The sequence below is a fragment of the Pseudomonas putida genome (assembly GCF_002906855.1).
GTDB classification, from domain to species: domain Bacteria; phylum Pseudomonadota; class Gammaproteobacteria; order Pseudomonadales; family Pseudomonadaceae; genus Aquipseudomonas; species Aquipseudomonas putida_N.
In genome coordinates, this window is sequence record NZ_MINI01000028.1 from 1,829,828 (window position 1) to 1,856,154 (window position 26,327).

General features: G+C 63.6%; 26 protein-coding genes and 1 pseudogene. 16 read left to right on the forward strand and 11 right to left on the reverse strand.

Going from position 1 to position 26,327, the window contains the following annotated elements:
- Window positions 1–32 precede the first annotated feature (32 nt).
- Window positions 33–941, reverse strand: coding sequence for a glutaminase B (glsB, locus tag BGP85_RS08910; protein ID WP_103446817.1), 909 nt, complete (start codon window positions 939–941; stop codon window positions 33–35).
- Between the two features lie 103 nt (window positions 942–1,044).
- Window positions 1,045–1,953, reverse strand: coding sequence for a LysR family transcriptional regulator (locus BGP85_RS08915; protein ID WP_103446818.1), 909 nt, complete (start codon window positions 1,951–1,953; stop codon window positions 1,045–1,047).
- 123 nt (window positions 1,954–2,076) lie between these two features.
- On the opposite strand from BGP85_RS08915, the gene BGP85_RS08920 reads away from it, so the two are divergent.
- On the forward strand, window positions 2,077–2,469 hold the full coding sequence (locus BGP85_RS08920) for a RidA family protein (protein ID WP_103446819.1): 393 nt from the start codon (window positions 2,077–2,079) through the stop codon (window positions 2,467–2,469).
- Window positions 2,470–2,486: 17 nt separating this feature from the next.
- Here the strand turns inward: BGP85_RS08920 and BGP85_RS08925 are convergent, their stop codons facing one another.
- Both BGP85_RS08925 and BGP85_RS08930 read right to left on the reverse strand, forming a co-directional pair.
- Window positions 2,487–4,274, reverse strand: coding sequence for an IlvD/Edd family dehydratase (locus BGP85_RS08925; protein ID WP_103446820.1), 1,788 nt, complete (start codon window positions 4,272–4,274; stop codon window positions 2,487–2,489).
- Between the two features lie 20 nt (window positions 4,275–4,294).
- The gene (locus BGP85_RS08930) at window positions 4,295–5,476 is read right to left on the reverse strand and encodes a fumarylacetoacetate hydrolase family protein (RefSeq protein WP_103446821.1); all 1,182 of its coding nucleotides are present in this window, start codon (window positions 5,474–5,476) and stop codon (window positions 4,295–4,297) included.
- 116 nt (window positions 5,477–5,592) lie between these two features.
- Here BGP85_RS08930 and BGP85_RS08935 point away from each other — a divergent pair, with 116 nt between their 5' ends.
- The 3 genes from BGP85_RS08935 to BGP85_RS08945 all read left to right on the forward strand — a co-directional run bounded on the left by BGP85_RS08935 (window position 5,593) and on the right by BGP85_RS08945 (window position 9,686).
- On the forward strand, window positions 5,593–6,540 hold the full coding sequence (locus tag BGP85_RS08935) for a LysR family transcriptional regulator (RefSeq protein ID WP_103446822.1): 948 nt from the start codon (window positions 5,593–5,595) through the stop codon (window positions 6,538–6,540).
- A gap of 98 nt (window positions 6,541–6,638) precedes the next feature.
- Window positions 6,639–8,222: an aldehyde dehydrogenase (NADP(+)) gene (locus BGP85_RS08940; protein ID WP_103446823.1), complete on the forward strand. Its 1,584-nt coding sequence runs from the start codon at window positions 6,639–6,641 to the stop codon at window positions 8,220–8,222.
- Between the two features lie 78 nt (window positions 8,223–8,300).
- Window positions 8,301–9,686 (forward strand): MFS transporter, encoded by a 1,386-nt coding sequence (locus BGP85_RS08945; protein WP_103446824.1) that lies wholly within the window; start codon window positions 8,301–8,303, stop codon window positions 9,684–9,686.
- A gap of 34 nt (window positions 9,687–9,720) precedes the next feature.
- Here BGP85_RS08945 and BGP85_RS08950 read toward each other — a convergent pair whose 3' ends face one another.
- Entirely contained in the window at window positions 9,721–10,635 is a 915-nt protein-coding gene (locus tag BGP85_RS08950) for a LysR family transcriptional regulator (protein ID WP_103446825.1), read from the reverse strand.
- 181 nt (window positions 10,636–10,816) lie between these two features.
- Here BGP85_RS08950 and BGP85_RS08955 point away from each other — a divergent pair, with 181 nt between their 5' ends.
- From BGP85_RS08955 to BGP85_RS08970, 4 genes are all read left to right on the forward strand, one after another.
- Window positions 10,817–12,154, forward strand: a complete 1,338-nt coding sequence (locus BGP85_RS08955) for a nucleobase:cation symporter-2 family protein (RefSeq protein ID WP_103446826.1) — start codon at window positions 10,817–10,819, stop codon at window positions 12,152–12,154.
- Window positions 12,155–12,215: 61 nt separating this feature from the next.
- Window positions 12,216–12,719, forward strand: a complete 504-nt coding sequence (locus BGP85_RS08960) for a nucleoside deaminase (protein ID WP_103446827.1) — start codon at window positions 12,216–12,218, stop codon at window positions 12,717–12,719.
- Window positions 12,716–13,066, forward strand: a complete 351-nt coding sequence (locus BGP85_RS08965; protein ID WP_103446828.1) for a hydroxyisourate hydrolase — start codon at window positions 12,716–12,718, stop codon at window positions 13,064–13,066. The genes BGP85_RS08960 and BGP85_RS08965 overlap by 4 nt, the downstream gene beginning before the upstream one ends.
- Window positions 13,067–13,187: 121 nt before the next feature.
- Entirely contained in the window at window positions 13,188–13,700 is a 513-nt protein-coding gene (locus BGP85_RS08970; RefSeq protein WP_103446829.1) for a ProQ/FinO family protein, read from the forward strand.
- A 109-nt stretch (window positions 13,701–13,809) separates the two neighbouring features.
- Here BGP85_RS08970 and BGP85_RS08975 read toward each other — a convergent pair whose 3' ends face one another.
- A complete protein-coding gene (locus BGP85_RS08975; protein WP_103446830.1) occupies window positions 13,810–14,526 on the reverse strand; it encodes a tellurite resistance TerB family protein in 717 nt (238 codons plus the stop codon).
- Between the two features lie 188 nt (window positions 14,527–14,714).
- Here BGP85_RS08975 and BGP85_RS08980 point away from each other — a divergent pair, with 188 nt between their 5' ends.
- From BGP85_RS08980 to BGP85_RS08995, 3 genes and pseudogenes are all read left to right on the forward strand, one after another.
- Window positions 14,715–15,539: an AraC family transcriptional regulator gene (locus BGP85_RS08980; RefSeq protein ID WP_103446831.1), complete on the forward strand. Its 825-nt coding sequence runs from the start codon at window positions 14,715–14,717 to the stop codon at window positions 15,537–15,539.
- A 72-nt stretch (window positions 15,540–15,611) separates the two neighbouring features.
- Complete coding sequence (locus BGP85_RS08985; RefSeq protein ID WP_103446832.1) at window positions 15,612–15,998, forward strand: cupin domain-containing protein; 387 nt, start codon at window positions 15,612–15,614, stop codon at window positions 15,996–15,998.
- A 602-nt stretch (window positions 15,999–16,600) separates the two neighbouring features.
- A pseudogene (locus BGP85_RS08995) lies at window positions 16,601–17,035 on the forward strand (GMC oxidoreductase); the annotation flags it as partial.
- Between the two features lie 76 nt (window positions 17,036–17,111).
- On the opposite strand, the gene BGP85_RS09000 reads toward BGP85_RS08995, so the two are convergent.
- Together BGP85_RS09000 and BGP85_RS09005 are read right to left on the reverse strand one after the other, a co-directional pair.
- Complete coding sequence (locus tag BGP85_RS09000; protein WP_103446833.1) at window positions 17,112–17,612, reverse strand: GNAT family N-acetyltransferase; 501 nt, start codon at window positions 17,610–17,612, stop codon at window positions 17,112–17,114.
- Between the two features lie 54 nt (window positions 17,613–17,666).
- Entirely contained in the window at window positions 17,667–19,415 is a 1,749-nt protein-coding gene (locus tag BGP85_RS09005) for an OPT family oligopeptide transporter (RefSeq protein WP_103446834.1), read from the reverse strand.
- A 190-nt stretch (window positions 19,416–19,605) separates the two neighbouring features.
- On the opposite strand from BGP85_RS09005, the gene BGP85_RS09010 reads away from it, so the two are divergent.
- On the forward strand, window positions 19,606–19,983 hold the full coding sequence (locus BGP85_RS09010; protein ID WP_103446835.1) for a hypothetical protein: 378 nt from the start codon (window positions 19,606–19,608) through the stop codon (window positions 19,981–19,983).
- A 15-nt stretch (window positions 19,984–19,998) separates the two neighbouring features.
- Here BGP85_RS09010 and BGP85_RS09015 read toward each other — a convergent pair whose 3' ends face one another.
- On the reverse strand, window positions 19,999–20,769 hold the full coding sequence (locus tag BGP85_RS09015) for a class I SAM-dependent methyltransferase (protein WP_103446836.1): 771 nt from the start codon (window positions 20,767–20,769) through the stop codon (window positions 19,999–20,001).
- Window positions 20,770–20,958: 189 nt separating this feature from the next.
- On the opposite strand from BGP85_RS09015, the gene BGP85_RS09020 reads away from it, so the two are divergent.
- Both BGP85_RS09020 and BGP85_RS09025 read left to right on the forward strand, forming a co-directional pair.
- Window positions 20,959–21,321, forward strand: a complete 363-nt coding sequence (locus BGP85_RS09020) for a hypothetical protein (RefSeq protein ID WP_103446837.1) — start codon at window positions 20,959–20,961, stop codon at window positions 21,319–21,321.
- A 20-nt stretch (window positions 21,322–21,341) separates the two neighbouring features.
- A complete protein-coding gene (locus BGP85_RS09025) occupies window positions 21,342–21,995 on the forward strand; it encodes an HD domain-containing protein (RefSeq protein WP_103446838.1) in 654 nt (217 codons plus the stop codon).
- Between the two features lie 128 nt (window positions 21,996–22,123).
- On the opposite strand, the gene BGP85_RS09030 is transcribed toward BGP85_RS09025, so the two are convergent.
- The gene (locus BGP85_RS09030; protein WP_103446839.1) at window positions 22,124–22,894 is read right to left on the reverse strand and encodes an SDR family NAD(P)-dependent oxidoreductase; all 771 of its coding nucleotides are present in this window, start codon (window positions 22,892–22,894) and stop codon (window positions 22,124–22,126) included.
- 127 nt (window positions 22,895–23,021) lie between these two features.
- Between BGP85_RS09030 and trbK the strand changes: the two genes are divergently transcribed.
- Entirely contained in the window at window positions 23,022–23,201 is a 180-nt protein-coding gene (gene trbK, locus BGP85_RS09035) for an entry exclusion lipoprotein TrbK (RefSeq protein WP_103446840.1), read from the forward strand.
- Between the two features lie 265 nt (window positions 23,202–23,466).
- Here trbK and BGP85_RS09040 read toward each other — a convergent pair whose 3' ends face one another.
- Window positions 23,467–24,444 (reverse strand): 5'-nucleotidase, encoded by a 978-nt coding sequence (locus BGP85_RS09040; protein ID WP_103446841.1) that lies wholly within the window; start codon window positions 24,442–24,444, stop codon window positions 23,467–23,469.
- A 165-nt stretch (window positions 24,445–24,609) separates the two neighbouring features.
- On the opposite strand from BGP85_RS09040, the gene BGP85_RS09045 reads away from it, so the two are divergent.
- Window positions 24,610–26,301 carry a SulP family inorganic anion transporter gene (locus BGP85_RS09045; RefSeq protein WP_103446842.1) on the forward strand — a complete coding sequence of 564 codons (1,692 nt, stop codon included), beginning with the start codon at window positions 24,610–24,612 and terminating at the stop codon, window positions 26,299–26,301.
- Window positions 26,302–26,327: the final 26 nt, after the last annotated feature.

Genomic DNA, 26,327 nt, shown 5'->3' on the forward strand with positions numbered 1-26,327 from the left:
CTGTCTACTGTTTAACGGCCCATCTGCCTTGATCAGAACACCGACCAGCCGATCCGCGAACTGAGCAGCTCCAGCGCTGCCATCCCCGCCAGGGAATTGCCCGCCGCATTCAGCTCCGGCGACCACACGCACACGGTAAATTGCCCCGGCACGATGGCCACGATCCCGCCACCCACGCCGCTCTTGCCGGGCAACCCGACCCGGTAGGCGAAGTTGCCGGCCTCGTCGTACAGCCCGCTGGTGGCCATGATCGAGTTCACCTGCTGGGTCTGGCGCCGGCTGAGGATCTGCTCACCGCTGTGCTTGCAGAACCCATCGTTGGCCAGGAAGCAGAAGGCTCGCGCCAGGTCCAGGCAGCTCATTTGCAGTGCGCAATAACTGAAGTAGCTGCGCAGCACCGTCTCGACTTCGTTATGGAAGTTGCCGAACGATTGCATCAGGTAAGCCATGGCGGCGTTGCGCGCGCGGAACTGGTATTCCGAATCGGCGACGCGGGCATCGATCGCAATGTGGGGATTGGCCGACAACCTGCGGACAAAATCGCGCATCGACAAGGTGGGCGCGGCGAAGCGCGACTGGTTGATGTCGCAGATCACCAGCGCGCCAGCGTTGATGAACGGATTGCGCGGCCGCCCACGCTCGAACTCCAGCTGCACCAGCGAGTTGAACGGCTGGCCGGAGGGCTCATGGCCCAGGCGCTCCCAGATGGCTTCACCGGAGTGGCCAATCGCCTGGACCAGGCTGAACACCTTGGAAATACTCTGCACCGAAAAGGGTACCAGGGCATCGCCTGCGCAGTAGTGGCTGCCGTCGTTGCCATAGACGGCGATACCCAGCTGATTGGCTGGCACATCGGCCAGCGCAGGGATGTAGTCAGCCACTTTGCCCTTGCCGATCAAGGGGCGCACTTCGTCGAGAATCTCGTTCAACAGCGTTTGCATGGAAGGCCTTGTTATCAGTCCCCGGACGACAGCGAGGGGGTTGCGCTTGTGACGCAGACTGCACGGCAGAAATCACACGCTGATGAACAAATGGTGCAGGTGATCATGGCCCGGCGTGCTCGGCCATCAGCTCCACGACCCAGTTGATGAACACCCGCAGCTTGGCGCTGACATGGCGGTTGGGCGGGAAGGCCAGGTACAGCGGCATCGGCGCCATCCGCCAGTCCTCGAACAGCGGCAGCAGTTCGCCGCTGGCCAGGTGCGGCCTGGCCATGTAATGCGGTAGCCACAGCGCGCCCAGGCCTGCGAGGCCGGCGGCGAGGTAGGCGTTGCCGTCGTCGACCGTCAGCACCGAACGGCCTTGCACCTCGACACGTTCTTCGCCGCGCTGCATCACCAGCGGCAACGCCTTGCCAGTGCGGAACCAGAGGTAACTGACCGTGCGGTGGCGGCCCTCTTCCAGCTGCCCTGGGTGCACGGGCCTGCCAGCGTCCTGCAGGTAACCCGGGGTCGCGTAGACGCCCAGCTGCAGGTCGGCGACATGCCGCGCCACCAGGGACTGGTCGGTGATCTCGCCGCCGCGCACCACGCAGTCGACGTTTTCTTCGATGATGTCGACGATGCGATCGCTCGCACCCAACGTCAGCTGAATGTCCGGGTAGCGGGCATAAAAAGCGGGCAGGGCGGGTATCAGCAGCAGGCGCGCCAGCGGGCTGGGTACATCGACCCGCAGCCGCCCGCGTGGGGCCGCCGAGGCGCTGGACAGGCTGGTCTCGGCATCGTCGATATCCGCCAGCAGCCGGACGACGCGTTCATAGTAGGCAGCGCCGTCGGCGGTGACGTTGACCTTGCGGGTGGTGCGGTTGAGCAGGCGCACACGCAGCCTGGCCTCCAATTGCTGGACCAGCTGGGTCACGCTGGTTTTGCTCATGCCCAGGGTGTCTGCGGCTTTGGTGAAGCTGCCGGTTTCGACCACGCGGGCGAAGGCCTGCATCGCATTGATACGGTCCATTTCAAGGCTCGATCAGCTCGAGATTGTTTGGATTATACAAACAGTCATGACCAGCATTGCCCGTTTATCGGGGCGGGCGGCCTTTCTACAGTGGCTACACCGTAAACAGCCCGGAGCTTTGCCATGACCCGCCAACGCGATGTCGTCTTCCCCCCTGACCGTCATGCTTTGTATGACCTGCACCGTTACTCGCCGGCGATTCGCTCCAATGGCTTTCTGTTCGTGTCCGGCCAGGTGGGCAGCCGCAAGGATGGCTCGGCCGAGCCCGACCTGGCAGCGCAGGTGCGCCTGGCCTTCGCCAACCTCAACGCCATCCTGGCCGAGGCGGGCAGCAGCTTCGCCGACGTGATCGATACCACCCTGTTCATGATCGACCCCGACGCCACCTTCGCGACCATCTGGGAGGTGGCCGCCGAGTTCTGGGGCGAAGCCCCTTACCCGACGGTCACCGCGGTGGGCGTGACCTGGCTGGCAGGCTTCGACTTCGAGATCAAGGTGATCGCCAAGCTACCCTGACGCGCCGCCCGTCATTTTCAGTGCGAATGCCGCGGCATCCCGCCTTCTCGGGCGATCACGCGCATGTGCAGCGTCGCCGGCTCCAGGCAGCCACCGGTGGACAACTGCCCCACGAGCTGGCGGTAGAGCTCCTGCCACGGTGTCTGCGAGGCCGGGATGTTCGGCTTCCAGGCGGCGCGACGGCGCGCCACTTCGTCATCGTCCACCAGCAGGTCGACGCGGCGCTGGTTGAGGTCCACACGCAGCCAGTCGTTGGTCTGCAGCAAGGCCAGGCCGCCACCGACCGCCGCTTCCGGCGACATGTTGAGGATCGACGGGCTGGCCGAGGTGCCGCTCTGGCGACCGTCGCCCAGGCAGGGCAGCGAGTCGATGCCTTGCTTGATCAGCGCGGCCGGGGGCGCCATGTTGACCACTTCGGCACTGCCCGGGTAACCCACGGTACCGGCGCCGCGGATCACCAGGATGCAACGCTCGTCGATGTCCAGCGACGGGTCGTCGATGCGCGCGTGGTAGTCCTCCGGCCCTTCGAACACGATGGCCCTGGCCTCGAAGCTGTTTTCCTTGCCGGGCTCGGCCAGGTAGGTCTTGCGGAAGGCCTCGCCGACCACCGACATCTTCATGATCGCGCTGTCGAAGAAGTTGCCGCTGAGCACGATGAACCCTGCGCTGTGCTTGAGCGGTGCGTCGTAAGGCAGGATCACCTCGCGGTTGCTGGTGACCGTATCGCTGACCACCTCGCCGATGGTCTTGCCGCTGACCGTGGCACAGGCCTCGTGCAGGCGGCCGGCCTTGCGCAGTTCGTGCATCACCGCTGGCACGCCACCGGCGCGGTGGAAGCCTTCGCCCAGGTATTTGCCTGCCGGCATGCAGTTGACCAGCAGTGGTATGTCTTCGCCGATGCGCTGCCAGTCGTCCAGCGACAGCTCGATGCCCATGTGCCGGGCGATGGCGATCAGGTGCGGCGGGCAGTTGCTCGAGGCGCCCAGTGCCGAGGCCACGGCAATGGCGTTTTCGAAGGCCTCGCGGGTCATGATCGAGGACGGGCGCACGTCCTGCAGCACCAGTTCGCAGATGCGCCTGCCGGTCGCATAGGCCATCTGCCCACGTTCGCGGTAGGGCGCGGGGATGCTGGCGCAGCCTGGCAGCGACATGCCCAGGGCTTCGGCCAGGGCGTTCATCGACAGTGCCGTGCCCATGGTGTTGCAATGGCCCACCGACGGCGAGGCGGCGGTGGTCATTTCCATGAAGCCTTCGTAGTCGATTTCACCCGCGGCCATCAGGTTGCGGGCGTGCCACAGCACCGTGCCCGAGCCAATCAGCTGGCCTTTGTGATGGCCGTCGAGCATGGGCCCACCCGACAGTACGATGGCCGGCAGGTCGGTGGTGGCTGCGGCCATCAGGCAGGCCGGGGTGGTCTTGTCGCAGCCGGTGGTCAGCACTACGCCGTCCAGTGGGTAACCGTGGAGGATTTCCACCAGGCCCAGGTAAGCCAGGTTGCGGTCCAGGGCCGCCGTTGGCCGGCGGCTCTGCTCGGCGATCGGGTGCACCGGGAACTCCATCGGAATGCCCCCGGCATCACGTATGCCGGCCTTGACCCGCTGGGCCAGTTCGATGTGGTGGCGGTTGCAGGGGGTAAGGTCACTGCCGGTCTGGGCGATGCCGATGATCGGCCGGCCCGACTGCAGTTCGTCGCGGGTCAGGCCGTAGTTCATGTAACGCTCGACGTACAGCGCGGTCATGTCGGCGTGGCTCGGGTCGTCGAACCATTGCTGGCTGCGCAGCGGGCGTTTCGGGGTATCGGTCATTTCAGGCTCTCTTTTTTATTTTAGCGATGCAGCAGGCCGCGTGCGGCCAGGTTGTGCATCAGGGCGCCAAGGCCGAAGGTCCACGGCGCTGCCTGGTCGCTGGTCGTGACCCGGTTGTGCAACTGGCCGAGCAGGGGGCTGGCGATGCGTACCCGGTCACCCAGTTTGTGGGTGAACCCCGCGCCCGGCTGATCGCGATCTTCAATAGGGGCGAACAGCGTACCAAGGAACAGCAGGAAGCCGTCGGGGTATTGATGGTTGGCGTTGAGGGTCTGGCGCACCAGGTCTTCAGGGTCGCGGCTGATCTGGTCCATCGAGCTGCTGCCGACCAGGCGGTAACCGTCGTTACCTTGGACTTCCAGGTCAACCACGCAGCGGCGCACAGCGTCCAGGTCGAAGGTGTCGTCGAACAGGCGGATGAACGGGCCGACGGCGCACGAGGCGTTGTTGTCCTTGGCCTTGCTCAGCAACAGCGCGCTGCGGCCTTCGAAATCACGCAGGTTGACATCGTTGCCCAGCGTTGCGCCGTGGATGCGCCCGCGGCTGTCGACCGCCAGCACCACCTCGGGTTCGGGGTTGTTCCATGCCGAGCCGGGGTGCACGCCGATCGCGCTGCCGCTGCCAACCGCCGCCAGCACCGGGGCCTTGGTGAACACTTCGGCATCCGGGCCGATGCCCACTTCCAGGTACTGCGACCACATGCCTTGTTCGATCAGCAGCGCCTTCAAGGCCATGGCCTGTTGTGAGCCAGGGCGCACCGCGCGCAGGTTGTCGCCGATCACCGAATGCACGGTGGCGCGTACTGCTTCGGCCTTGCTGGCGTCACCGGCGGCCTGCTCTTCGATCACCCGCTCGATCATGCTGGCGGCGAAGGTCACGCCGGCCGCCTTGATCACTTGCAGGTCGACCGGTGCAAGTAGGTAAGGCTGGTTGGCGTCGAACGCCTCGCCGCTATTGGCCAGCAACGCTTCCAGGCTGCCCAGGAAGCGGCCCGGGGTGCTGCGCACGGCCTGCAATGGGTCTTCGCTTTCCAGCAGCTGGCTGAGGGTGGCGAAGCGTTCGGACAGGTCGAAAACACCGTCGGGGCGCAAGGTGATCGGGGAGGGGCCGCCAGGTTCGCCCGGGGTCCAGGCGCGGCCGATCAGGGTGCCGGTCAGGCCGTCCGCAGGCAGGGTGTTGGCGGGGGTGAGGGTCATCGGCATGGCATCGCAATCTCTCGGAACGTGAGAGCTGCACGCTAGGCAAGCGGCGCGATAAACTCCAATGGCTTAATCTCACTATTCAATAACAAGCGGTTATCGCAGCGACAGGGGCTTGCATGTCGGACCTTTCCTTTTCCCACGTTTGCAACTGGCTCAAGTTCCGCCATCTGTTGCTGATCGAGACCCTCGGGCGCACGCACAACATGCACGTCGCGGCGCAGCAGATGAACCTGACCCAGCCGGCAATCAGCAAGATGCTCAAGGAAATCGAGCACCTGCTCGGTTTTGCCCTGTTCGAGCGCTTGCCGCGCAGCATGCCGCCCACCGCGCTCGGCGAGCAGGTGCTGCGCTATGCCCAGGTGGCCTTGAACGATGCGCGCAATTTCGTCGACCAGATCGACAGCTTGCGCCAGGGTGGGCACGGGCACCTGAAGGTGGGCGGCATCTTTGCCGCCACAGCCGTGGCGCTGCCGGATGCCATCGTCGAGATCAAGCAGCGCAAGCCATTGCTGTCGATCGAGGTGGTGGAGCAGACCAGCGATCACCTGATGGCCATGCTTGAAGACAAACACTTGCACTTGGCCGTGGCGCGCTTTACCGACGTGTCCCAGCAGCAGCGCTTCGACTTCCAGCCGCTGGCGCCGGAACCGTTCTGCTTCGTGGTCAACGATCAGCACCCGTTGAGCGGTGCTGGCCCGGTGACCCTGCCGCAACTGCTGGAGTGGCCTTGGATTCTCTACCCCAAAGGCACACCCATCCGTGGGCGCATGGAGCGCGCGTTCGCCGAGGCAGGCGTAGCTGTGCCGCGCAATACCATCGATACCATTTCCATGCAGACCTTCCTCAAGGTGCTGCTGGGCGGGCCGATGATCGGCATGCTGCCCCAGGCGATGGTCGAACCGCACCTGGCCAGCGGGGTACTGGTCAACCTCGACACGCCGCTGCACCTGGCGCCCCAGGACTACGGCATCCTTACCCGCAAGGGCGAGCCGTTGAACGGGGCGGCGCTGGAGTTCGCTGAAATCCTCCTGGCCCATGCGGGCCGAGGGGAAGGGGAGCGATAACGCGGCGTTATCGGATGATCGATAAATGCCATTGGGAAAGCATCGCAGGGCCGCCTAGATTAGCCCCCCATGTCTTTCGCAATGCCGAGGAATCATCCATGACGTCCCACGCAGGCCAGCAATTCATCGGCGGGGTTCGCCGCGCCACCGGTCAGGCGGCCTTGTACAGTGTCGATGCGCACAGCGGGCAGCCACTGCCAGGCGCGTTCCACCAAGCCAGCGACGAGGAGGTCGATGCCGCCGCCCAGGCCGCTGCTGCGGCCTATCCCGTGTACCGGGCCTTGCCCTCCGCTCGCCGTGCCGAGTTTCTCGACGCAATCGCCGAGGCACTCGATGCCTTGGGTGAAGACTTCATTGATACCGTATGCCGCGAAACAGCCTTGCCGCCAGCCCGTATCCACGGCGAACGGGCGCGTACCAGCGGCCAGTTGAGGCTGTTCGCCACGGTGTTGCGCCGCGGTGATTTTGCCGGCGCGCGCATCGACCGTGCGCAGCCTCAGCGCACCCCGCTGCCGCGCCTGGACATCCGCCAGTGCCGCATGGGGCTGGGGCCGGTCGCGGTGTTCGGTGCCAGCAACTTCCCCTTGGCGTTTTCCACGGCCGGTGGCGACACCGCCGCGGCGCTGGCCGCCGGCTGCCCGGTGGTGTTCAAGGCCCACAGCGGCCACATGGCCACGGCGCAGTGGGTGGCCGAGGCTATCGTCGCCGCCGCCGAGCGTTGTGCGATGCCGGCGGGGGTCTTCAACATGATCTACGGTGGCCGGGTCGGCGAGGCGCTGGTCAAGCACCCGGCCATCCAGGCCGTGGGCTTCACCGGCTCGCTCAAGGGCGGCCGTGCCCTGTGCGACATGGCGGCGGCGCGGCCGCAGCCGATTCCGGTGTTCGCCGAAATGAGCAGCATCAACCCGGTGCTGGTGCTACCCGGGGCGCTGGCCGCGCGCGGTGAGGCCGTGGCCCGCGAACTGGCGGCATCGGTGGTGCTGGGCTGTGGGCAGTTTTGCACCAACCCTGGCCTGGTGCTGGGGGTACGTTCACCCGCGTTCAGCGCCTTTGTCGAGCAGTTGGCTGCGCAGATGGCAGAGCAGCCGCCCCAGACCATGCTCAATGCCGGCACCCTGGCAAGCTATGCACACGGCGTGGCCACGCTCAAGGCGCATGCCGGCGTGCGACTGCTGGCCGGTGCCGAGCAACAGGGCAACCAGGCCTGGCCGCAGCTGTTCCAGGCTGATGCGCAGTTGTTGCTGGCTGGCGAAGCGCTGCTGCAGGAGGAAATCTTCGGCCCGGCCAGCGTGGTGGTCGAGCTTGCCGACCAGGCCCAGTTGCTGGCTGCGCTGCAGGCGCTGGGCGGGCAGCTGACCGCCACGCTGATCGGCGAGCCAGGCGACTTTGCGCACGCTGCGCCACTGGTGGCGTTGCTGGAACAGAAGGCCGGCCGCGTGCTGGTCAACGGCTACCCGACCGGTGTCGAAGTGTGCGACGCCATGGTCCATGGCGGCCCGTTCCCGGCCACCTCCGACAGCCGTGGCACCTCGGTCGGCACCTTGGCGATCGACCGTTTCCTGCGCCCGGTGTGCTACCAGAATTTCCCTGATGCGTTGCTGCCCGAGGCGCTGCGCGATGCCAACCCGCTGGGGCTGCTGCGCCTGATCGATGGCCAGTACAGCCGTGACCCGATTCGCTGATTACCGCTGCTGATAGTCACCCGCCGGCTGCGCATGCACCCGGTGGGCTTCCAATAACAACAATCAGGCATGCACGACATGCCAAGAGGCTTGGCCATGGCTCATCAAACTGTCGCCCCCACCCACGATCAGGCGTTCGAAGACCGCACCTACCGCAAGGTCATCCTGCGTATCCTGCCGATCCTGCTGCTGTGCTACATCGCCGCCTACCTTGACCGGGTCAATATCGGCTTTGCCAAGCTGAGCATGCTCGACGACCTGCAGTTCAGTAACACCGTCTATGCCCTCGGCGCCAGCGTGTTCTTCTGGGGCTACTTCCTGTTCGAGGTGCCCAGCAACCTGCTGCTGCATCGCTATGGCGCACGCTTCTGGATCGCACGGATCATGCTGAGCTGGGCGATCATCTCGATGGCGGTGGCGTTCACCCAGCCGTTGGCCGGGTTCTTCCACATCGAGTCCAGCACCATGTTCTACGTGCTGCGCTTCTTGCTGGGCATCTGCGAGGCCGGGTTCTTCCCCGGCGTGATCCTCTACCTCAACTACTGGTTCCCGACCCATCGACAGAGCCGGGTGATGTCGGGTTTTCTGATGGCGATGCCGGTCAGCCTCACCTTGGGCGGCGTGCTGTCGGGCTGGCTGATGACCCGCCTGGATGGCTGGCATGAATTGGCAGGCTGGCAGTGGATGCTGCTGATCGAAGGCGTGCCTTCGGTGATCATGGCGGTGGTGGTATTCACCTGCCTGTGCGACAACATCGACAAGGCTGGCTGGCTGTCGGAGGCGCAGAAGCAACTGCTCAAGGCCAACCTGCAACAGGAGGCGCACGGCAAGGTCTCGCGCCTGGGCGATGTGTTCTTCAACCCGCGGGTGTGGCTGCTGGTGCTGATCCTGCTGACCTTCAACACTGGCTTCTATGGCCTGGCCTTCTGGATGCCATCGATCATCAAGAGCGCGGGCGTGACCAGCACCCTGGAGATCGGCTTGCTGACCGCCATTCCTTACAGTGTGGCCGTGGTTGCCATGTTCCTGAATGCGCGCCACTCCAACCGCACCGGCGAGCGCCGCTGGCATGCTGCAATTCCTGCATTCATCGGTGGCTGCGGCCTCATCCTCAGCGCCGTGTTCGCCCATGACGTCGTGCTGTCGATCCTGTTCCTGACGGTGGCAGCCTCGGGTGTGCTGAGCCTGATGCCGATTTTCTGGACTCTGCCAGGTACGGTGTTGTCCGGTGTCGCGGCGGCGGCGGGCATCGGCATGATCAACGCCATCGGCAACCTGTCGGGCTTCACCGGCTCGATGATCACGGCCACCGCAGAGAGCCTGACCGGTGACATCAACGACGGTACCTACGTATTGGGCGTGTGCCTTTTCGTCAGCGGCCTGCTGATCCTGGCGATACCCGCCGCGATGCTCAAGCGTTCGGGCGCCGAGACGCACGGGCAACTGGAACTGAAGGCGGCCTGAGCAGTGCTGAATCGGGTGCCAGCCAAGGGGCCGCTCACAAGGTCGTAGACTGGCCCATCCGGTTGATCTCGAACACCTTGCTGCGTTGCAGGCACTCGCGCAGGTAGCGCGCCGCCGGGCCAGGCTGGCGCTTGCGATGCCACAACAGGTCCACCCCCACCAGCCAGTCGGTGTGGGGGTAGGCCTCCAGTTGCAACTCCACCAACTGCCCGCTTTCCAGCTCTTGCTGCACAAGTTGGCGCGGCAGGGTTGCCCAGCCAAGCCCACCGCGCACCATCTCCACCAACGCCAGGTAACTCTCCGCCCGCCACAGCTGGCCGGCACGCAGGTATTCGCTGCTGGGCAGTTTGTCGGCATGGGCGAAAAAGGCCAGCCGGCGATGGGCGTTGAGGTCGGCAAAGCTGACCGGGCACTGCCGCGCCAGGGCGAACTCCGGGTGGCAGACGTGGGTCATGATCAGCTTGCCCAGCTGCTGGAAGGCCAGCTCCGGCGGGTAGTGGGGCTGGGCGAAGCTCACCCCGAGGTCCGCCTCGCCGGTCAGGATCATCTCGCTGACATCACCGTGCAGCGGGTGGCGGATCAGCAAGTCCACGAAAGGAAACGCTTCGTCAAAGCCTTTGAAGGGCGCTATCAGCGGGCCATATGGCACCTCGATCGCCAGGGTCAGCGCGGCTTCCACCTGGCCTGCCAGGCTGTCTGCGCTGCCTTCCAGGGCGTAGCAGCGCTCAAGGATTCCCTCGGCGCGCAGCAGCAGTTTATGGCCCGCCGCGGTCAAGGCCGGGATGCGGCTGGAGCGATCGAACAGCTGCACGCCCAGGTCGGTTTCCAGGTTGCTGATGGCAGCACTGACCGTCGACTGCGTACGCCCCAGCCGCCGCGCAGCGGCAGAGAACGAGCCGGCCTGCACGGCGCTGACAAACACCTGCAACTGGTCCAGAGAAAAACGCATTACCTGCTCCTGTCCACGGGTCGATCCATCGATGGTAGCGATGGTTAATCATTTGCTCCATCGGTGATTTCACAGGATTCTCCACTTCGACATCGGCGACAGCTGCCACGCTTCCCTGCGCTGCATGTCACTCCGGGCGCCTTCAACAATAAAAAGAGCCGCACTTCAGGAGATTCACGACATGAGCCAACCTGTTATCCATCCCGTAGACGAAATACTGCCTGCACGGCAGCTGTTCAGCTTTGGTCTGCAGCATGTGCTGGTGATGTATGCCGGTGCCGTCGCCGTGCCACTGATTCTGGGAAGCGCTCTGGGGCTGAGCCAGGCCCAGGTGGTGACGTTGATCAATGCCAACCTGCTGACCTCGGGTGTTGCCACCTTGCTGCAAACCCTCGGGCTGTGGCGCTTCGGCGCGCGCTTGCCGCTGATCCAGGGCTGCTCGTTCATTGCCCTGGCGCCGATGATCATGATCGGCAAGGAATTCGGCCTACCTCACGTGTTCGGGGCGGTGATCGCGGCCGGTGCGCTCACCATTGCCATCGCGCCGCTGTTCAGCCGTCTGCTGCGGTTTTTCCCGCCAGTGGTGATCGGCAGCCTGATCACCGTCATCGGCATTTCGCTGATGCCGGCCGCCGCCATCTGGCTGGGGGGAGGGCAGCCTGGCACTGCAGACTTCGGCAAGCCGGCCAACCTGATGCTGGGCGTGGCCACGGTGGCGCTGACGCTGGTGATCCACGCACGTTTTCGTGGCTTTATCGGCAACCTCAGCGTGCTTCTGGGGCTGATTGCCGGCAGCGTGGTGGCCGCGGCCTTTGGCATGACCGACTTCAGCCGGGTAGCCGATGCCGCGTGGTTCGAGCTCAGCGCGCCGATGGCGTTCGGCGTGCCGCAGTTCGCCTTCACCCCGGTGCTGATCATGCTGTTGGCGATGCTGGTGATCATGGCCGAGACCACTGGCAACTGCCTGGCCATTGGCAAGCTGACCGGCAAGCCGACCGACCAGCGCACGTTGGGCAACGCCTTCCGCGCCGATGGCCTGTCGACAATGCTTGGGGGCGTATTCAACAGCTTTCCTTACAACGCCTTCACGCAAAATACCGGCCTGATCGCGCTTTCCGGCGTCAAGAGCCGCTTCGTGGTCGCCGCCTCGGGCGCCATCATGGTGTTGATGGGCCTGTTCCCCAAACTGGGCGCGCTGATCGCCAGTGTGCCGACGCCAGTGCTCGGTGGCTGCGCAATCGTGATGTTCGGCATGACCACGGTGGCGGGCATCCAGGAGCTGGCCCGGGTACGTTTCGAGGGCACCCGCAACGGCCTGGTGGTGGCGGTGTCGGTCAGCATCGGCGTGTTGCCGATGTCTATGCCGGCGCTGTTCGAGCACGTCAGCGGCCCGCTGAAGCTGGTGCTGGAAAGCGGGATCTTCCTTGCCGCAGTCAGCGCCATCCTGCTCAACCTGCTGCTCAACCGTGAAGCCGAACCCAGCAGCCAGGACGCCATCGATACCAGCATGGCCAAGTGAGCCTGCATTTTCACGCGCGCCAGCAGGCGCGCTTTCAACTGCCGTTCAAGGAGTAACAGCCATGACTTTCACCCGCTCCGGCGCCGACCTGTCCGAGATGGACCTGGCCCTGCTGCGCGAGTCGATCCGCCTGTCCGAGCAATCGCGCAAGGACGGCCGCCACCCATTCGCTGCCCTCGTGGCCGATGCGCAAGGCCAGATCATCGCCAGCGCCGGCAACAACTCCATGCCTCCGGAGGGCGACCCGACCCAGCATGCCGAGCTGGCCGCAGCGGCTCGCGCGGCCAGGCTCCTGACACCGGAACAACTTGCAGGCTGCACCCTGTACACCAGCGCCGAGCCCTGCTGCATGTGTGCTGGCGCGGTGTACTGGACCGGCATTGGCCGGGTGGTCTATGCGTTGTCGGAGCACGCCCTGCTCGGGCTGACCGGTGCGCACCCGGAGAACCCCACCTTTTCGCTGCCGTGCCGCGAGGTGTTTGCCCGCGGTCAACGCACCGTGCAGGTGCATGGCCCGGTGCTTGAGGAAGAGGCCGCGGTTGCTCACCAGGGCTTCTGGGCATGAACGGTGGCGTCTCGGTGCATGTTGTCGACATTGCCAGCGGGCGTGCCGCGCAAGGGCTGCGCCTGAGCATCGGGTTAGCGGGCGGCGCGCCGATCGCGCAGGGCATCATCGATGCGCGCGGCCAGTGGGCGGGGCTGGCTGAATTGAACGCGCTATTCGGGGTGGGCGTCTATGAAGTGCGTTTGCAGGTGGCCCGGTTTTATCGTGAGATAGGTACGCAGTTGCCTGAAATACCTTTTCTGGATGAACTGGTGTACCGCTTCGGTATCGGCGATGCGCAGGCGCACTATCACTTGCCGTTCAAGCTCACCGCCTGGGGCGTCAGCTGCTTTCGCGGGGGCGCTTGAAGGGGCGTGTGGCCGTGCTTGATAACTAAATCAGCAGCGATTCATCCTCTTTCTGCTGCTACCAAGCGCTGCATGGCTTATCCTTGCGCCACGCAATCAACGTAGAAGCAGTGAATTAACGATGGGTTTTGAACAACTAGCTGAGTTACGTGACCGCCTGCGGTCTGAAAAAGAGCAGCAGGCAAAGGCCGAAAACCCGCGCCCTGCCAAGCGCAAGCCCGCCCCGCAGGCCAAGGCGCGTGAGCAGGACCCGGCGGTGGAAGCCATCTGGCCACTGCAGAAGCATTTCCCGTTGGCCTTCCCGGTCAACCCGGCCCCCAAGGTGCCGCTCAAAGAGGGCATCTTCAAGGATGCCGAGCAACACCTGGAGCTGCTGGGTATCACCGTTGAACAGCTGAAGCTGGGCATTTCGACCTGGTGCCGGGGCAACCGCTATTGGGCAAGCATGGTGGAAGGTGCGCCGCGCCTGGACTTGAATGGCCAGCCCGCGGGCGTTGTGACCGCCGGCCAGGCGCTATACGCCAAGCAGCAAGCTTCGCGGCAGCGTGGTAAAGGCCGCAAGGACCGCGCGAAGGCAAAAGCGGCTGCCCCGGCCCCGGTCGCCGAAACCGCAGTGGAACAGCCTGCGGACTGAGCCCAGTCGCGCTCGGCCCTGCGCCATTGAGTTTGATGGCGTTGGGGCCTGGGCGTCTGCTGGTTGGCGACCACTTCGCGCACTGAGCAACGGACGCAATCTCAGCCCGTCAGGCTGCCCCCTTGGCCTGCTGCTCCAGGTGCACCTGCAACGCCGGGTCAAGCTGTAGCGCGCTGGCAAGCTCATCAAGGTAAGCCCGCTCAGCGTCCTGCTGGTCGTCCACCAGCATCACGCTGGCCAGGTACATTTCTGCGGCCATGGCCGGGTCTTTCGCCGACCGCGCCACCTCGGCCGCGTCGAGTGGCTTGCTGACTTCTTCATCCAGCCATTGCTGCAGTTGCGGGTCGCTGGTCTGACGTTTGATTTCCGCGTAGATCAACTGTTCTTCCTGCTCATCGATGCGCCCGTCAGCTTTGGCAGCAGCGATCAGTGCACGCAAGATTGCATGGCTGTGATCCTCGGCCTCGGGGCCGGACAGTTGATCGACCGTACGCACCGCCTGTTGCGGGGCTGCCGCCTGGTTGCGCTGCCAACTTTGGTAGGCCTGGAACGCCATCATGCCCAACGACGCCAGGGCTGCGTAATTGATGCCACCTGCGGCGCGCCCCTGGGAAGAGCCGCCAGCGCTGCTGCCACTACTGCCACCCAACAAGCCGCCTAGCAGACCACCAAGGCCATTGCCGCCGCCCGTGGCGCTACCGCCGCCAAGCAGGCCGCCCAGCAAACCACCCAAACCGTCTTGCGAAGACATGCCGCCGCTGCTTTGTTGCACTTGCGAATTCTGCCCGGCCCGAAGTAGCTGTTCGAGTAAGTCACTGGTGTTCATGGCGCTAACCTCGATCGGTAGTCGTTGCCCAGACAAGCAACGATAGTCCTCTGAAGGCGATGCGCCATGACCGTCTGGCTGACGACCCCTGGCGGAGGTCAAGCGGAAATGGATTGGGTGCCCGCGCAAATCTGCAATAGGATGGACCCTCCTCAGCCAACATTGTGCGATGGCAGCAAGCCCTATCCATGGAACGAAAAGCAAACCTGTCATCCGCGTCTGACTGGGTAATACGCAGCGCCACGCCTGGCAGCGTAGAGCGCATCGAAGCGTGGTTTGGCGGCCACGGCTACGACCCACATCGGCACGATACCTACTCGATAGGCCGCACCCTTGCCGGTGTGCAGAGCTTTCACTACAAGGGGGTGTTGTGCCACGGCGTGCCGGGCAACACCTTGGTGCTGCACCCGGACGAAGTCCATGACGGCATGGCCGGCACGGATATCGGCTTTCGCTACCGGATGGCCTACATCGACCCGGCGCTGATCCAGCACGTGCTCGGCGGCGAACCGTTGCCTTTCATTGCCGGCGGGCTGTCCAGCGACCCGCGCCTCTATCGTGCCAGCGAGGCCTTCGTGCAGGCATTGGATCATCCCCTGGAAACACTGGAGGAGCAGGATGCCGTCTATGACCTGGCCATGGCGCTGCGTGCAGTCGGCGGCAAGCCACGTGGCCGCAAACGCCTGGACTACCGTTCGGCCGAGCGCGCCAGGGAATTCATCATGGAGCACCTTCACCACGGTATCACGCTGGAGATGCTCGAACAGGCCAGCGGGCGTGAGCAGTGGAGCTTGTCACGGGATTTCCGGGCGCTTTACGGCACCAGCCCATACCGGTTTGTCACGCTGCGGCGCCTGGACTGTTTTCGCAGGCTGATCCTGGACGGTTTCACCCTGGTCGATGCCGCCCTCGCTGCAGGCTTTCACGACCAGAGCCACATGACCCGACACTTCACGCGCAGCTACGGCGTGCCGCCCCTGCGCTGGCTGGAACGCCTGCGGCCTGCTCGCTGACTTGCAGGATCGTACAAGAGCAGCGTGCTTTGCGTTCGATAGGCTGATCGCTCTAACTACAGAGGATCTGTCATGGCCGACTTACACGAGCAACGCGCATCGCAACCTGTGAACCTGGCTCAAAAGGCTGCACTGATCGAGCAGCAGTGGAGCCCAAGGGTGGTCGCGGAAATGAACGACTACCAGTTCAAGGTGGTGCGCATCGAAGGGGAATTCATCTGGCACTCGCACCCGGAAACCGACGAAGCGTTTCTGGTGCTTGAAGGCACCTTGCGTATCGACCTGCCAGAGGGCTGCGTGTATGTGCAGCCGGGTGAACTGTATGTCGTGCCACGTGGGGTAGAGCACAGAACAGCGGCACAGGCGGAAACGAAACTGATGATGATCGAGCCGCGAGGCGTTTTGAACACCGGCCATGAAGGTGGGGCGCGCACTGCGGTGAATGACGTCTGGATCTAGGTTGACGTCGCCGGCAACGAGGCGCTATTGGCCAGAGAGCGGGAAGCCAGTCGGTTGGAATCAGAAGGCGCCGCTGCCCGCCGCCTGCCACGGCAAGGGTGACCTGCCTGTGCTGCAGCAGATGGGCAAGGTTGCCGGCCCACTGGTGGACCAGAGCGGCACCTACACGCGCAACGCGATCATGGTCAAGTCGTCCTGGAAAGTGCTCGATGGCAGCGACAAGCCGGAAGACTTCCACGCCGATCAACGAGCGCAAAGGCCCCTACCTGTTCTACGACGCCCAGGCCAGCGACCGCCCGGTGAACGAGCCACCCGCGCAACCGTGGGATCCGTCGAAGAAGGCCACGCCTTCGCAGATCGTGCGGGAAATTCCGCTCACCGCCGCAACCCACCAGCTCAACGCACAGTGGCAAGGCGCGCTCAAGGGCACGGTGTGGGCAAACTACCAGTTGATCAGCACCCAGTGGCCGACCGACCCTGCCGACAACTGCGAGATACCGTCGCCGACCAACCCGCTGGGCACGCCTGCGCCGAACTTCCTGGCCAACGCCACGCTGGAAACCTACAACCAGGGCACGACGCCCCAGGCTTCGTCCTGTTGCCAAGCGCTGGTGCAGCAGCTCAATAGTGTGCTGACCCTCCAGTTCCGTCTGGGCTTCCTGATCGAGCAGGTGGAGAAAGACCCCGACAATGCGCTGTGCCGGGTGGAGAGGACCACAGAACTCACCGACGGCTTGGGCCTGCCTCGGCCTCAAATCACCTACGAACTGTCGGATTACACCCAGGAGAGCTTCAAGCAGGCGCGCCTGGCCGCCACGCATATCATCACCGAGCTGATGGGCGCCACCGAGCTGACTGACCTGAACACTAGGCTTGAGCCCGGCTCGCAAACGGTGTTCGAGTACGACGGCCAGAACTACCCGTTCTTCGGCGCTGGTCACCTGATGGGCACCTACCGTATGGGCTCGGACCGCAACAAGTCGGTGGTGGACAAAGACCAGCGCAGCTGGGACCACCCCGACCTGTTCCTGGTCGGTAAGCGCTGTCATACCAACCCCACAGTGCTGCGCTAATGCCGCAGTAATGTGGGGTTGCTCTCGCAGCCATGGTGAATCAGGGTTTCGCAGCAATGGATTTGGCCATTTCCGCCGTTCCAGCCCAACCGCCTTGCGCATAGACCGGTTTGCCCGTCTCGGTGGCGTGCAGGACCGCGAACGTGATGCCCCGGCGAGCGAACTCGGCGTCAGCCGCTTGCATCAAGGCCGAAGCCAGGCCGCGGCGGCGGTAGGCCGGCTGGACGTACACGTTCAACACGTACCCACGCTTGTCCAGGGTCGGGTGCGAGGGATGGGGCGGCCAATCAATGCTCATCAGGCCAATGGCGGCGACCGCTTGCTCGCCATCCAGGAGTTTGAATCCGTAATACCGGCCGTCACCAAGCCGCTGCTCCAGCCATGGGCGAAAGTGCTCAGTCATGACGCGCAGTTCTTCAGGATTCCCGCCCGCCTCAAGGAACATTTGCTCGCGATGCGAGCAGATCATTTCTGTGTCAGAGGGCTCAACTGGCCGACACGCGAGCCCCTGAAATCCTGCACATCCTGATACCTCCATCATCGTTTCTCCAGCGCCAGTAGCATCCACTCATGACGATGCAGCCTATGCCACTCCCTACAACCCTCGCAACATCTCCCAGAACGACGCGCCCACCCCCATGATGCTCTCACCGGCAATCAACCCCGCCGCCGCGGTAATCGCAAACCGCTCGGTAACGCTGGGCCAGCGGCAACTGACCAGCCAGGTAATCACTGCCCCAAGCCCCATCATCAGGCTGATCGATGCCGGCAAGATGAACGCCAGCCCCAACGCCGCCGTACTCGGCAGCCAGCGGGCCGCCCGTTGCGGCAGCAGGCTGTCCAGCACGCCCAGCAGTACCCCGACACTGCAACCCGCCACGATCGCCCAGCGCAGCTCAAGCGGCAGAGCTCCCAGCCCCTGCGTAAGCGTCTGCGCCACCGCTTTCCAGGTCGCCACGGCCGGTGCCGGCCACTGCTCGGTGATCAACAAGGCCTGCGGATCGGGAATCAGCACCCTATACACCAGCACGCCGACCACACTACCGATCAAAATCCCGATGCACTGAGCAACCAGCTGCTTGTGCGGCGTAGCGCCAATCGCCAGGCCAACCTTGAAGTCGTTCATCAGGTCGGTGGATTGCCCGGCCGCGCCACCCGCCGTGTTGGCGCTCATCAGGTTGATCGCCACCTGGCCTGGGGCGATAACACCGAAGCTCAGCTGCGACAGCTTGCCAATGGCGCCAATCGGTGCGATGCCAGTGGCGCCGACCACGCGCGCCGCGACTACGGCAAGGCACACCGCCAACGGAATGCTCAGCAGCGCCATCCACCCGTCGATCCCGAACAACAACACCTGCAGGGTCACGACCAGCGCCATGGACAGCAGCAGCCCCGACGCAGGCCATGGGGTAAAGCGCATCCTGGCGCGTGGCGTGCGCTGCTCAGCAGCCGATCGCCGGGGTACCTGAAACAGACGAACCGCCAACGAAGTCAGGGTCGCGCAGACCATCAGGCTCACGCCCGGCCACAACAGCCATTCCACCAGCGCGGCGAACTGTGGCCCGCTGGCGTTCGGGGCCAGCACCACCAGGGCATGCTCGATCAGCCACGGCGCCAATCCACCCCATGCCAGCGCAGCGCCGATCAGCAACGTCAGCCCAACGCGAATGCCGATGATGCTGCCGAAACCGATCAGCATCAGCGAAGGGTCGACCGTGAAGGTCAGGCGTTCGAGCGCCGGCGTGGGTGCCCAGCGCGGTATCGTCCAGACGAACCCGTCGATCCACTTCACCAGTGCTGACAACAACGCGGCGCTGCACAGCACCCTGATCCGTGCCATGGCTTCGCGCCCATGGTTATAGATCTGCTGCAGCGTTTCCAGGGTCGCCATGCCTTCGGGAAACTTCAGGCCATGGTCGTTGAGCAGGGCGGGGCGCAGGTACCAGGCGATCCAGATGCCCAGGAAGCTCACCGAGAACACCCAGGCCATCATCGGCACCGGGTCCAGTTGGTGACCGGTGAGCAGGGTATAGGCGGGGATCGGCGCGACCAACCCGCCCGACACGATGGAGGCCGCGGCCGATGCCACGGTCTGGTTGATGTTGCTTTCGTGCAAGGTCCACGCGGGGCGGTGCTTGCGGCGCCCCGCCAGGCCCTGCCACAGGGCGAAACCGACCAGCAAGGCGATGATCGACATGTTGAATGACCAACCGATCTTCAGCCCTGCGTACACATTCGAGGGCGGGAGCAAGATGCCCAGCACCGTGCCGGTGAACACCGCGCGCAGGCTCAGTTCACGTTCGACGCGAACCTGGGGGAGGGCGGTGGAGGGAGAATGTCCCATGGCAATCCTTTGTCGACGTCGCAAACGCGCTCTGGACAACTGAGCCCTGACAGCCACGAAGGTTCACTGGCGCCTCCGGTTCTACAGCTACCAGCACCTTGCCGGCGCATCACACACCGGGCGCCTGAAGGCGTATTCGTTGTTCCAGACAATCAGTCATAATCGGCTATTGAATCAGGACTGAAACGCCATGAATCCTTACCTACAAGAAGTCATCGACCTGCACGTACTGATCGAGGCGCTCTTCGCCAGAGGGGAGGGCCAAGTTGAAGCCATGATCGAGCGCTTCACGCCAGACTTCTCCATGATCACGCCGACTGGCCTGCAGGTATGCCTGCAAGATGTATCCGCCCTGTTCGCCAAGCGTGCCGGTAGCCAGCCAGGGTTGACCATCGAGCTCACCGGGTTGGAAACCTTGGCGCAAGGGCCGGACGGCGCAGTGGTCCGCTATCAGGAGACACATCGGCAGCCCGACCAGGACACTAAGACACGGCTCTCGACGGCACTGTTCAGCCTTCAGGGAGATCGCGTTCTGTGGCGCCATCTCCATGAAACCTGGGCGGCGTGATTTCCCGCTTGGGCCTCAGCCAAGTCGCTGGCAGAGGTACGCCTGGGTCTGATAGGGAAACGCGATGCTTTCCTGGCTGCGCAGCGCAGGGTGCGTCTGGATCAGCTCGCGCAGTTGCCGGGTTACCTCGGCCTTGTCCGCAGGCGGCAGGCTGGCGATGAAACTGACAGACAGAATACGGTCCATGATCACCGTTTCGGCATTGCCGAGGTGAGTGTGTGCGAAGCAGGTCAGTTCAGGCGCCGAGAAGCCTGAGCCGTCGAACGCAGCTCGCCATTGGCCGGTATGAAAGCGCGGTGTATCACCCTCGTAAGGGGTGATGATCCGGGTAATCGCCGCCACCCAATCGACCGATTCGTCCCGTACGTTCCACACAAGCCCCAGGCGCCCGCCAGGTGTGAGCACCCGATGGATCTCCGCCAGTGCCTGGGCGTCCGCGAACCAGTGGAACGCCTGGGCACACAGCACCACGTCGGCGCTGGCAGCGGGCAACGGTATGGCCTGGGCTGTTCCGGCAAGCACCTCGACGCCGGGTACACATTTGGCGAACTGCTGGCGCATCGCATCGACGGGCTCGACGGCCGTCAGGCGGTCCGTCAGCGGCAGCAGCAAACGGGTGAACTTGCCGGTGCCAGCGCCAAGATCGACCACACGCGTCTGCCCGTTGATCATCAGCCTCTGCTGCAGCCAGCTGGACAGGGCCTCGGGGTAGGTTGGCCGGCCTTGGGTGTAGGTGTGGGCCTGGCGGGAGTAGCCGGTCTGGGCGGCGTCATGGACGGGAGGCATGTGGCTGGCTCCTGATAGGGCGGGCGATCGGCTGATTATAGAAACGGTGCGGTGGCGTGAAGATGAAGAAGCAGGCCAGCAGCGGGCGGAGCAGGGTGCTGGTAAGCGTTGCGATCTTATGGCAGTACCCACGCTGTTCGGATAAGGTTTGGCGTCTGAAATGGAACGTCACCAGAAGGCACCAGGGTCATGGATAACTCTTTTGATATGTACGCGCGCTTGCACAACCGTCGATTCACCGTCGCCAGCAACAGCCAGGGCTTATCGGGTAGCGGCACGGTGTTCCGTTATTTTGTCGACGGCGAGGCCATTACCAGTACCTATCAGGGCGGCCGCATCCGCGTGGGCAATCAAGTGGGGCGGGTGACGGGCGGTAACACCTTCGAACTGCTTTTCCAGTGCATCACCACTGAGGGCGAGCTGCTTGCCGGCTGGTCGCGCGGCGAGGTGGGCCGGGACCCGAGCGGGCGTACAACGCTGCGCTTTGTCTGGGGCTGGTTGTCCGGTGCAGAGGGTGGCGGGGAATCCAGTTATGTCGAGCTGGTCGACTAGCAGTCGATGGAGAAACTGAGATGACCAGCGAGGCGTTTGCCCCTTTCCAGATGCTTGCCGCCGAACTGCTGAAATGCCTGCCGGCGAGCCAGCAAGATGGCTCCCACGACCAGTCTCACATCCATCGCGTGTGGGTCAATGTACAGCGGATCCAGCGGGTGGAAGGCGGTGATCTGCAAGTGCTGCTCGCCGCGACTGTGCTGCATGACTGTGTCGCGATAGAAAAGAACTCGCCACTGCGTGGGCAGGCGTCGACGCTGTCCGCAGACAAGGCCGCGTCGATCCTGGCTGGCCTGGGCTGGCCCTCTGAGCGTATTGAGCAAGCGGCACATGCCGTCAAGACCCACAGTTACTCGGCCGGTTTCGAACCTCAGACGCTTGAGGCCAGGATCCTTCAGGACAGTGATCGGCTGGACGCTTTAGGTGCGGTGGGCATTGCCAGGTGCTTTTACACGGCAGGGCGAATGGGGGCGGCGCTTTACGACTTCGAGAACCCCGTTGCGCAGGGCAGGGACTACCGGGATACGGCGTATGCGATCGAGCATTTTCACACCAAGCTGCTGAAACTTGCCTCAGGCTTCCAAACTAGCGAAGGGGCTCGGCTGGCTACTGAGCGCCATGCGCGGCTTGAGGCATTTCTTGCAGATTTCATGGATGAGGTTGGCGCGAGCTAGGCGATAGAGCCCTGCGTTGGCGCGCAACGCTTTGGGCCCCCGTCGTTTTTTTGTTATAACGCCCACCCCTTGAACGGGTTGAGCCTTCGCCCTGGATACCACATCACCACCGTGATTGGGTGATGCGTTCACCATTCGATCGTTCGCCCATCCCACGCCCAGAACCCTCCACTATCCGTGGGCCCCAAACGCCCCACCTGCTCGATGACACACTGCGCCGCGAAGGCCGGGTCAAACAGCTTCCCCGCTGGCACATTCCCTTGAAACGGCCGCGACAGCTGCGTGTCAGTGGTCCCGGGATGTAGCGCCATCACGGTGGCTGCCGGGTTCAGGCGCCTCAGCTCGATACTGGCGGTGCGCAGCAACTGATTGAGCGCCGCCTTGCTGGCCCGATAGCTGTACCAACCCCCCAGGCGGTTGTCGCCGATCGATCCCACTCTGGCTGACAGCGCCGCAAAGGTGGCGGGCTCCTTGCGCAACAACGGCAACAGATGCTTGAGCAGCAGTATTGGCCCGAAGGCATTGGTCGCGAAGCTTGCCTGCAGGCCGGCCAGGTCCAGCTGTGCCAGTGATTTCTCTGCCTTGGCGCCGTCCTGATGGAGGATGCCCAAGGTGCTGATGACCAGGTGAAGGTGATCGCAGGTTTGTGCAAGCTCTGCCGCCAATGCTGCGAGCGCTTGCTCATCACGCGCGTCGCAATCCATCAGTACCAGGCGCTCAGCGTGATGCCTGGCGAGTAGCGCGAGGTCGTCATTGCCGCTGGCGTTGCGTGCAACGCCCCAGACCATGGCCACATCATCGCGAGCGAGCAATGCCGTACACAATGCCAGGCCGATGCCCCGGCTTGCGCCGCCTATCAGGACTTTGGCCTTGCCATTCAGGCCGGGTATCAGGCTCATGCAGTGCCTCCTGGGGCTGTAGGTGGACTCAGTGACAGTCTGGCATTGAACTCGTCCTGTGACGCGCTACGCTTTGTGCAGGAATCTTTTCTTTTGCCAGATCTCCGCCCGTCAATGGAGTGAGCAGATGATTCGCAAAGCCCTACTTGTGATTGTCAGCGTTGTCCTTCTGGAGGCCTGTGGCGATGACTCCTCCCACTACGCGGTGTCCGATGAACACTGCCAGCCCGATCGTCTGAAGACGCTCCCCAACAATCCCAACCGGGACACGCTGGTCGAAAAATGCATGCCTCGACAATCCCAATGAGACCGCAAAGCGGCCCCAATACCCTCAAGATGCTCAAGCGCCTTTCAGCATTGATAAAGGGCTGCCATTGGCTGTGGGTAACCCTTCGAGAAATGCCCTGACTTCCCGTTTCCCGCGCAAATGCAACACCGGCTCAAGGTCGAGTTGTTCGTCACAGCCATCGGCGCCTGCTTCACAACCAGCCTCGGCCTGATCATCAAACCGGCGATTCTATCGATGTGCTCTCAGGCCTACAAATGCTCATGCCTCTCCGGATATTCGGTCTTCAGGTGTTACCTGCGTTCACTATTGCCGGCTTTGCCGGTTGCGGTGTGCGCACTTTGTTCGCTATTCCAAACGGCACATGGACCATCGGCAGGTCCCCCGCCGCCGAGAACAAGTGACTGCGCTGGTCATCGAAGAACATGTGCGGCTTGAGAATCTGCAACACCCGGTCCTTCTCCATCCCGCCAAGGAAGAACGACTCATCCGGCGAAACCCCCCAGTTCTTCAGCGTCGTCACCACCCGCTCATGGGCCGGCGCGTTGCGCGCCGTGACGATCGCGATGCGCAGGATGCGCTTGTACGCCGGGTCTTGCGCCAACTTGCGGTCTTCCAGCTTGCGAATCAGCGACAGCTTGCGATACAGGTCCGCCAGCGGCCCCGGCTGGTGCGGGATCGCCTTGCGGTCCCGTTCATGGGCCTGGAACTCATCCAGATTCAGGCGCTGCTTGTACACGCTTTCCGCCTCGTCATCGGCAATCACACCATCGAAGTCGAAGGCCACCCGCAACTCGGTGTCGATCTCGTCATCGTAGATTTTCGTCGGCAGCACCAGGCCTGCCGGGTAGTCGGCATCGATGGCCCGCTGCACATCGCCTTCATGGGCGCTGAGGAACAGCGAGGCATTGAAAGCAGGGATGTATTCGTACGGCGAACGGCCGGACATGAACGCGGCGCGGGTGATATCCAGGTCGTAGTGATTGATCGAGCGGAACACCCGCAGCCCGGTTTCCGGCGAGTTGCGCGAGAGCAGCACCACTTCTACCGGCAGTTGCTCGGGGAAAGCCTTGTTGATGCTCAGGAAGCGGCGGATGAACGGGAAGGCCACGCCTTTGGGGAAAGGCACATCGAGGTTTTCTTCCTGATGCAGGCGATAGGCTTCGACACCTTCGCTCTGGTAGATGTTGTCGGAGACGGTCAGGTCGAACAGGGCGCTGGAGGCGACGCCGACGACGAGTTTCTGCTCGATGGGGTAGGGCATGGCTGGATTCCTGAGCCGGTGTCGATCAATGTACGGTAAATAGCCAGGCAGGCCAAACCTCAGGAGACCGCCAGGCGCCATGCTGGATGCCAACCGGCGCCGCTGTTGGCGATGAAAGCATTGATCGAGGGCGCATGAAGGGTATATCCGCAACGGGAACGTAAGATGGCCAATACCAACAAGTTCAAACGCTTTCGCCTCCCCATTCTGCAGGGCCTGCTGCCGTTGAACGCGAAGCAGATTCCCGCGGAGGTGGTCGCAGGCCTCACCCTGGCCGCACTCGCCATTCCAGAGGTGATGGGGTACACCAAGATTTCCGGCACCCCCGTCGTCACCGGGCTCTACACCATGTTGGTGCCTATGGTGCTGTTCGCCCTCTTTGGTTCATCGCGCCACCTGGTGGTGGGCGCCGACTCGGCGACCGCTGCCATTCTGTCGGCAGCATTGGTCGGGGTCGCTGCAACCGGGTCGGATGAATACCTGGCGCTTGCCCAACTGCTTGCCCTGATGGCTGCCGGCCTGTTGCTGCTGGCCCGGCTGGTGCGCCTGGGCTTCATGGCAGACTTTCTGTCACGCACCGTGCTCGTCGGATTTCTCACCGGCGTCGGGCTCCAGGTCGCCCTCGGCCAGCTGGATGGCATGCTGGGCCTGCCAGCAGCAGGTCATGGCGTGCCTGGCAAACTCTGGTCGACGCTGCAGCGGCTGGACCAGCTCAATTGGCATGCCGTCGCCGTGGCAGCGCTGGTGTTGATCGTGATCCTCGGAAGCCGCAAACGCTCGCGCAAGATACCCGGGGCGTTGATCGCCGTGGTGGGTGCCATTGCGCTCAGCTGGATGTTCGACTTCGGCGCTTACATGCAGGTGCTTGGCCCCGTGCCCAGCGGGCTTCCGCACATCGGCTTGCCCAAGTTGCAGTGGAGCCTGGACCTGCTCGGCCAATTGCTGCCGACGGCGTTTGCCATGTTCGTGGTGATACTGGCCCAGAGCGCGGCGACCTCGCGGGCCTACGCCTGCCGCTACAACGAGACGTTCAGTGAAAACACCGACCTGGTCGGCTTGTCGATTGCCAATGTCGGTGCCGCGCTGTCGGGCACCTTCGTGGTCAACGGCAGCCCCACCAAGACGCAGATGGTCGATAGCGCCGGTGGGCGCAGCCAACTGTCGTTGCTGGTGACTGCACTGGTCGTGCTGTTGGTGCTGCTGTTCCTCACCGCACCGCTTGCCTATCTGCCGGAGCCCGTGCTGGCTGCGGTGGTGTTCATGATCGGCATCGAACTGACCGACTTCAAGCACCTGAAGAACATCTACAGGGAGCGCCGCAATGAGTTCTGGGTCGCCCTGATAACCCTCGTTACCGTGGTGCTGGCGGGGGTGAAGGAGGGCATCATCCTGGCCATGCTGCTGTCCATCATTGACCACCTGCGCCGGGGCTATCACCCGAAGAACGTGCTGCTGGCCACTGCCGAGTCCGGGAAGCTGCAGCCGGTCGTGCTGTCCAGTGGCGCCCAGGCCAGGCCGGGGTTGCTCATCTATCGCTTCACCCACAGCATCTACTACGCCAATACCCGCCAGTTGAGTGAAGAAGTCACGCTATTGGTACAGCAGGCAACGCCCGGTTTGCGCTGGTTCTGTATCGACTGTTCGGCGATCGATGATGTCGATTATTCAGCTGCGGAAACCATCCGCAGCCTGGCAGCCACGTTGAAGGCCCAAGGGGTGCGCCTGGTGCTGGTCAATGTCATGTCGGATGTTGCAGACCACTCCCGTTACTACATCAAGCAACTGCTGGGTGAGCAGGCGATCTTCCCGCAGCTGGATGATCTGCTGGCCGCCTACGAGCGGGCTACATCACCTTGACCGTCAATTCTGCCGGCCTCAAAAGC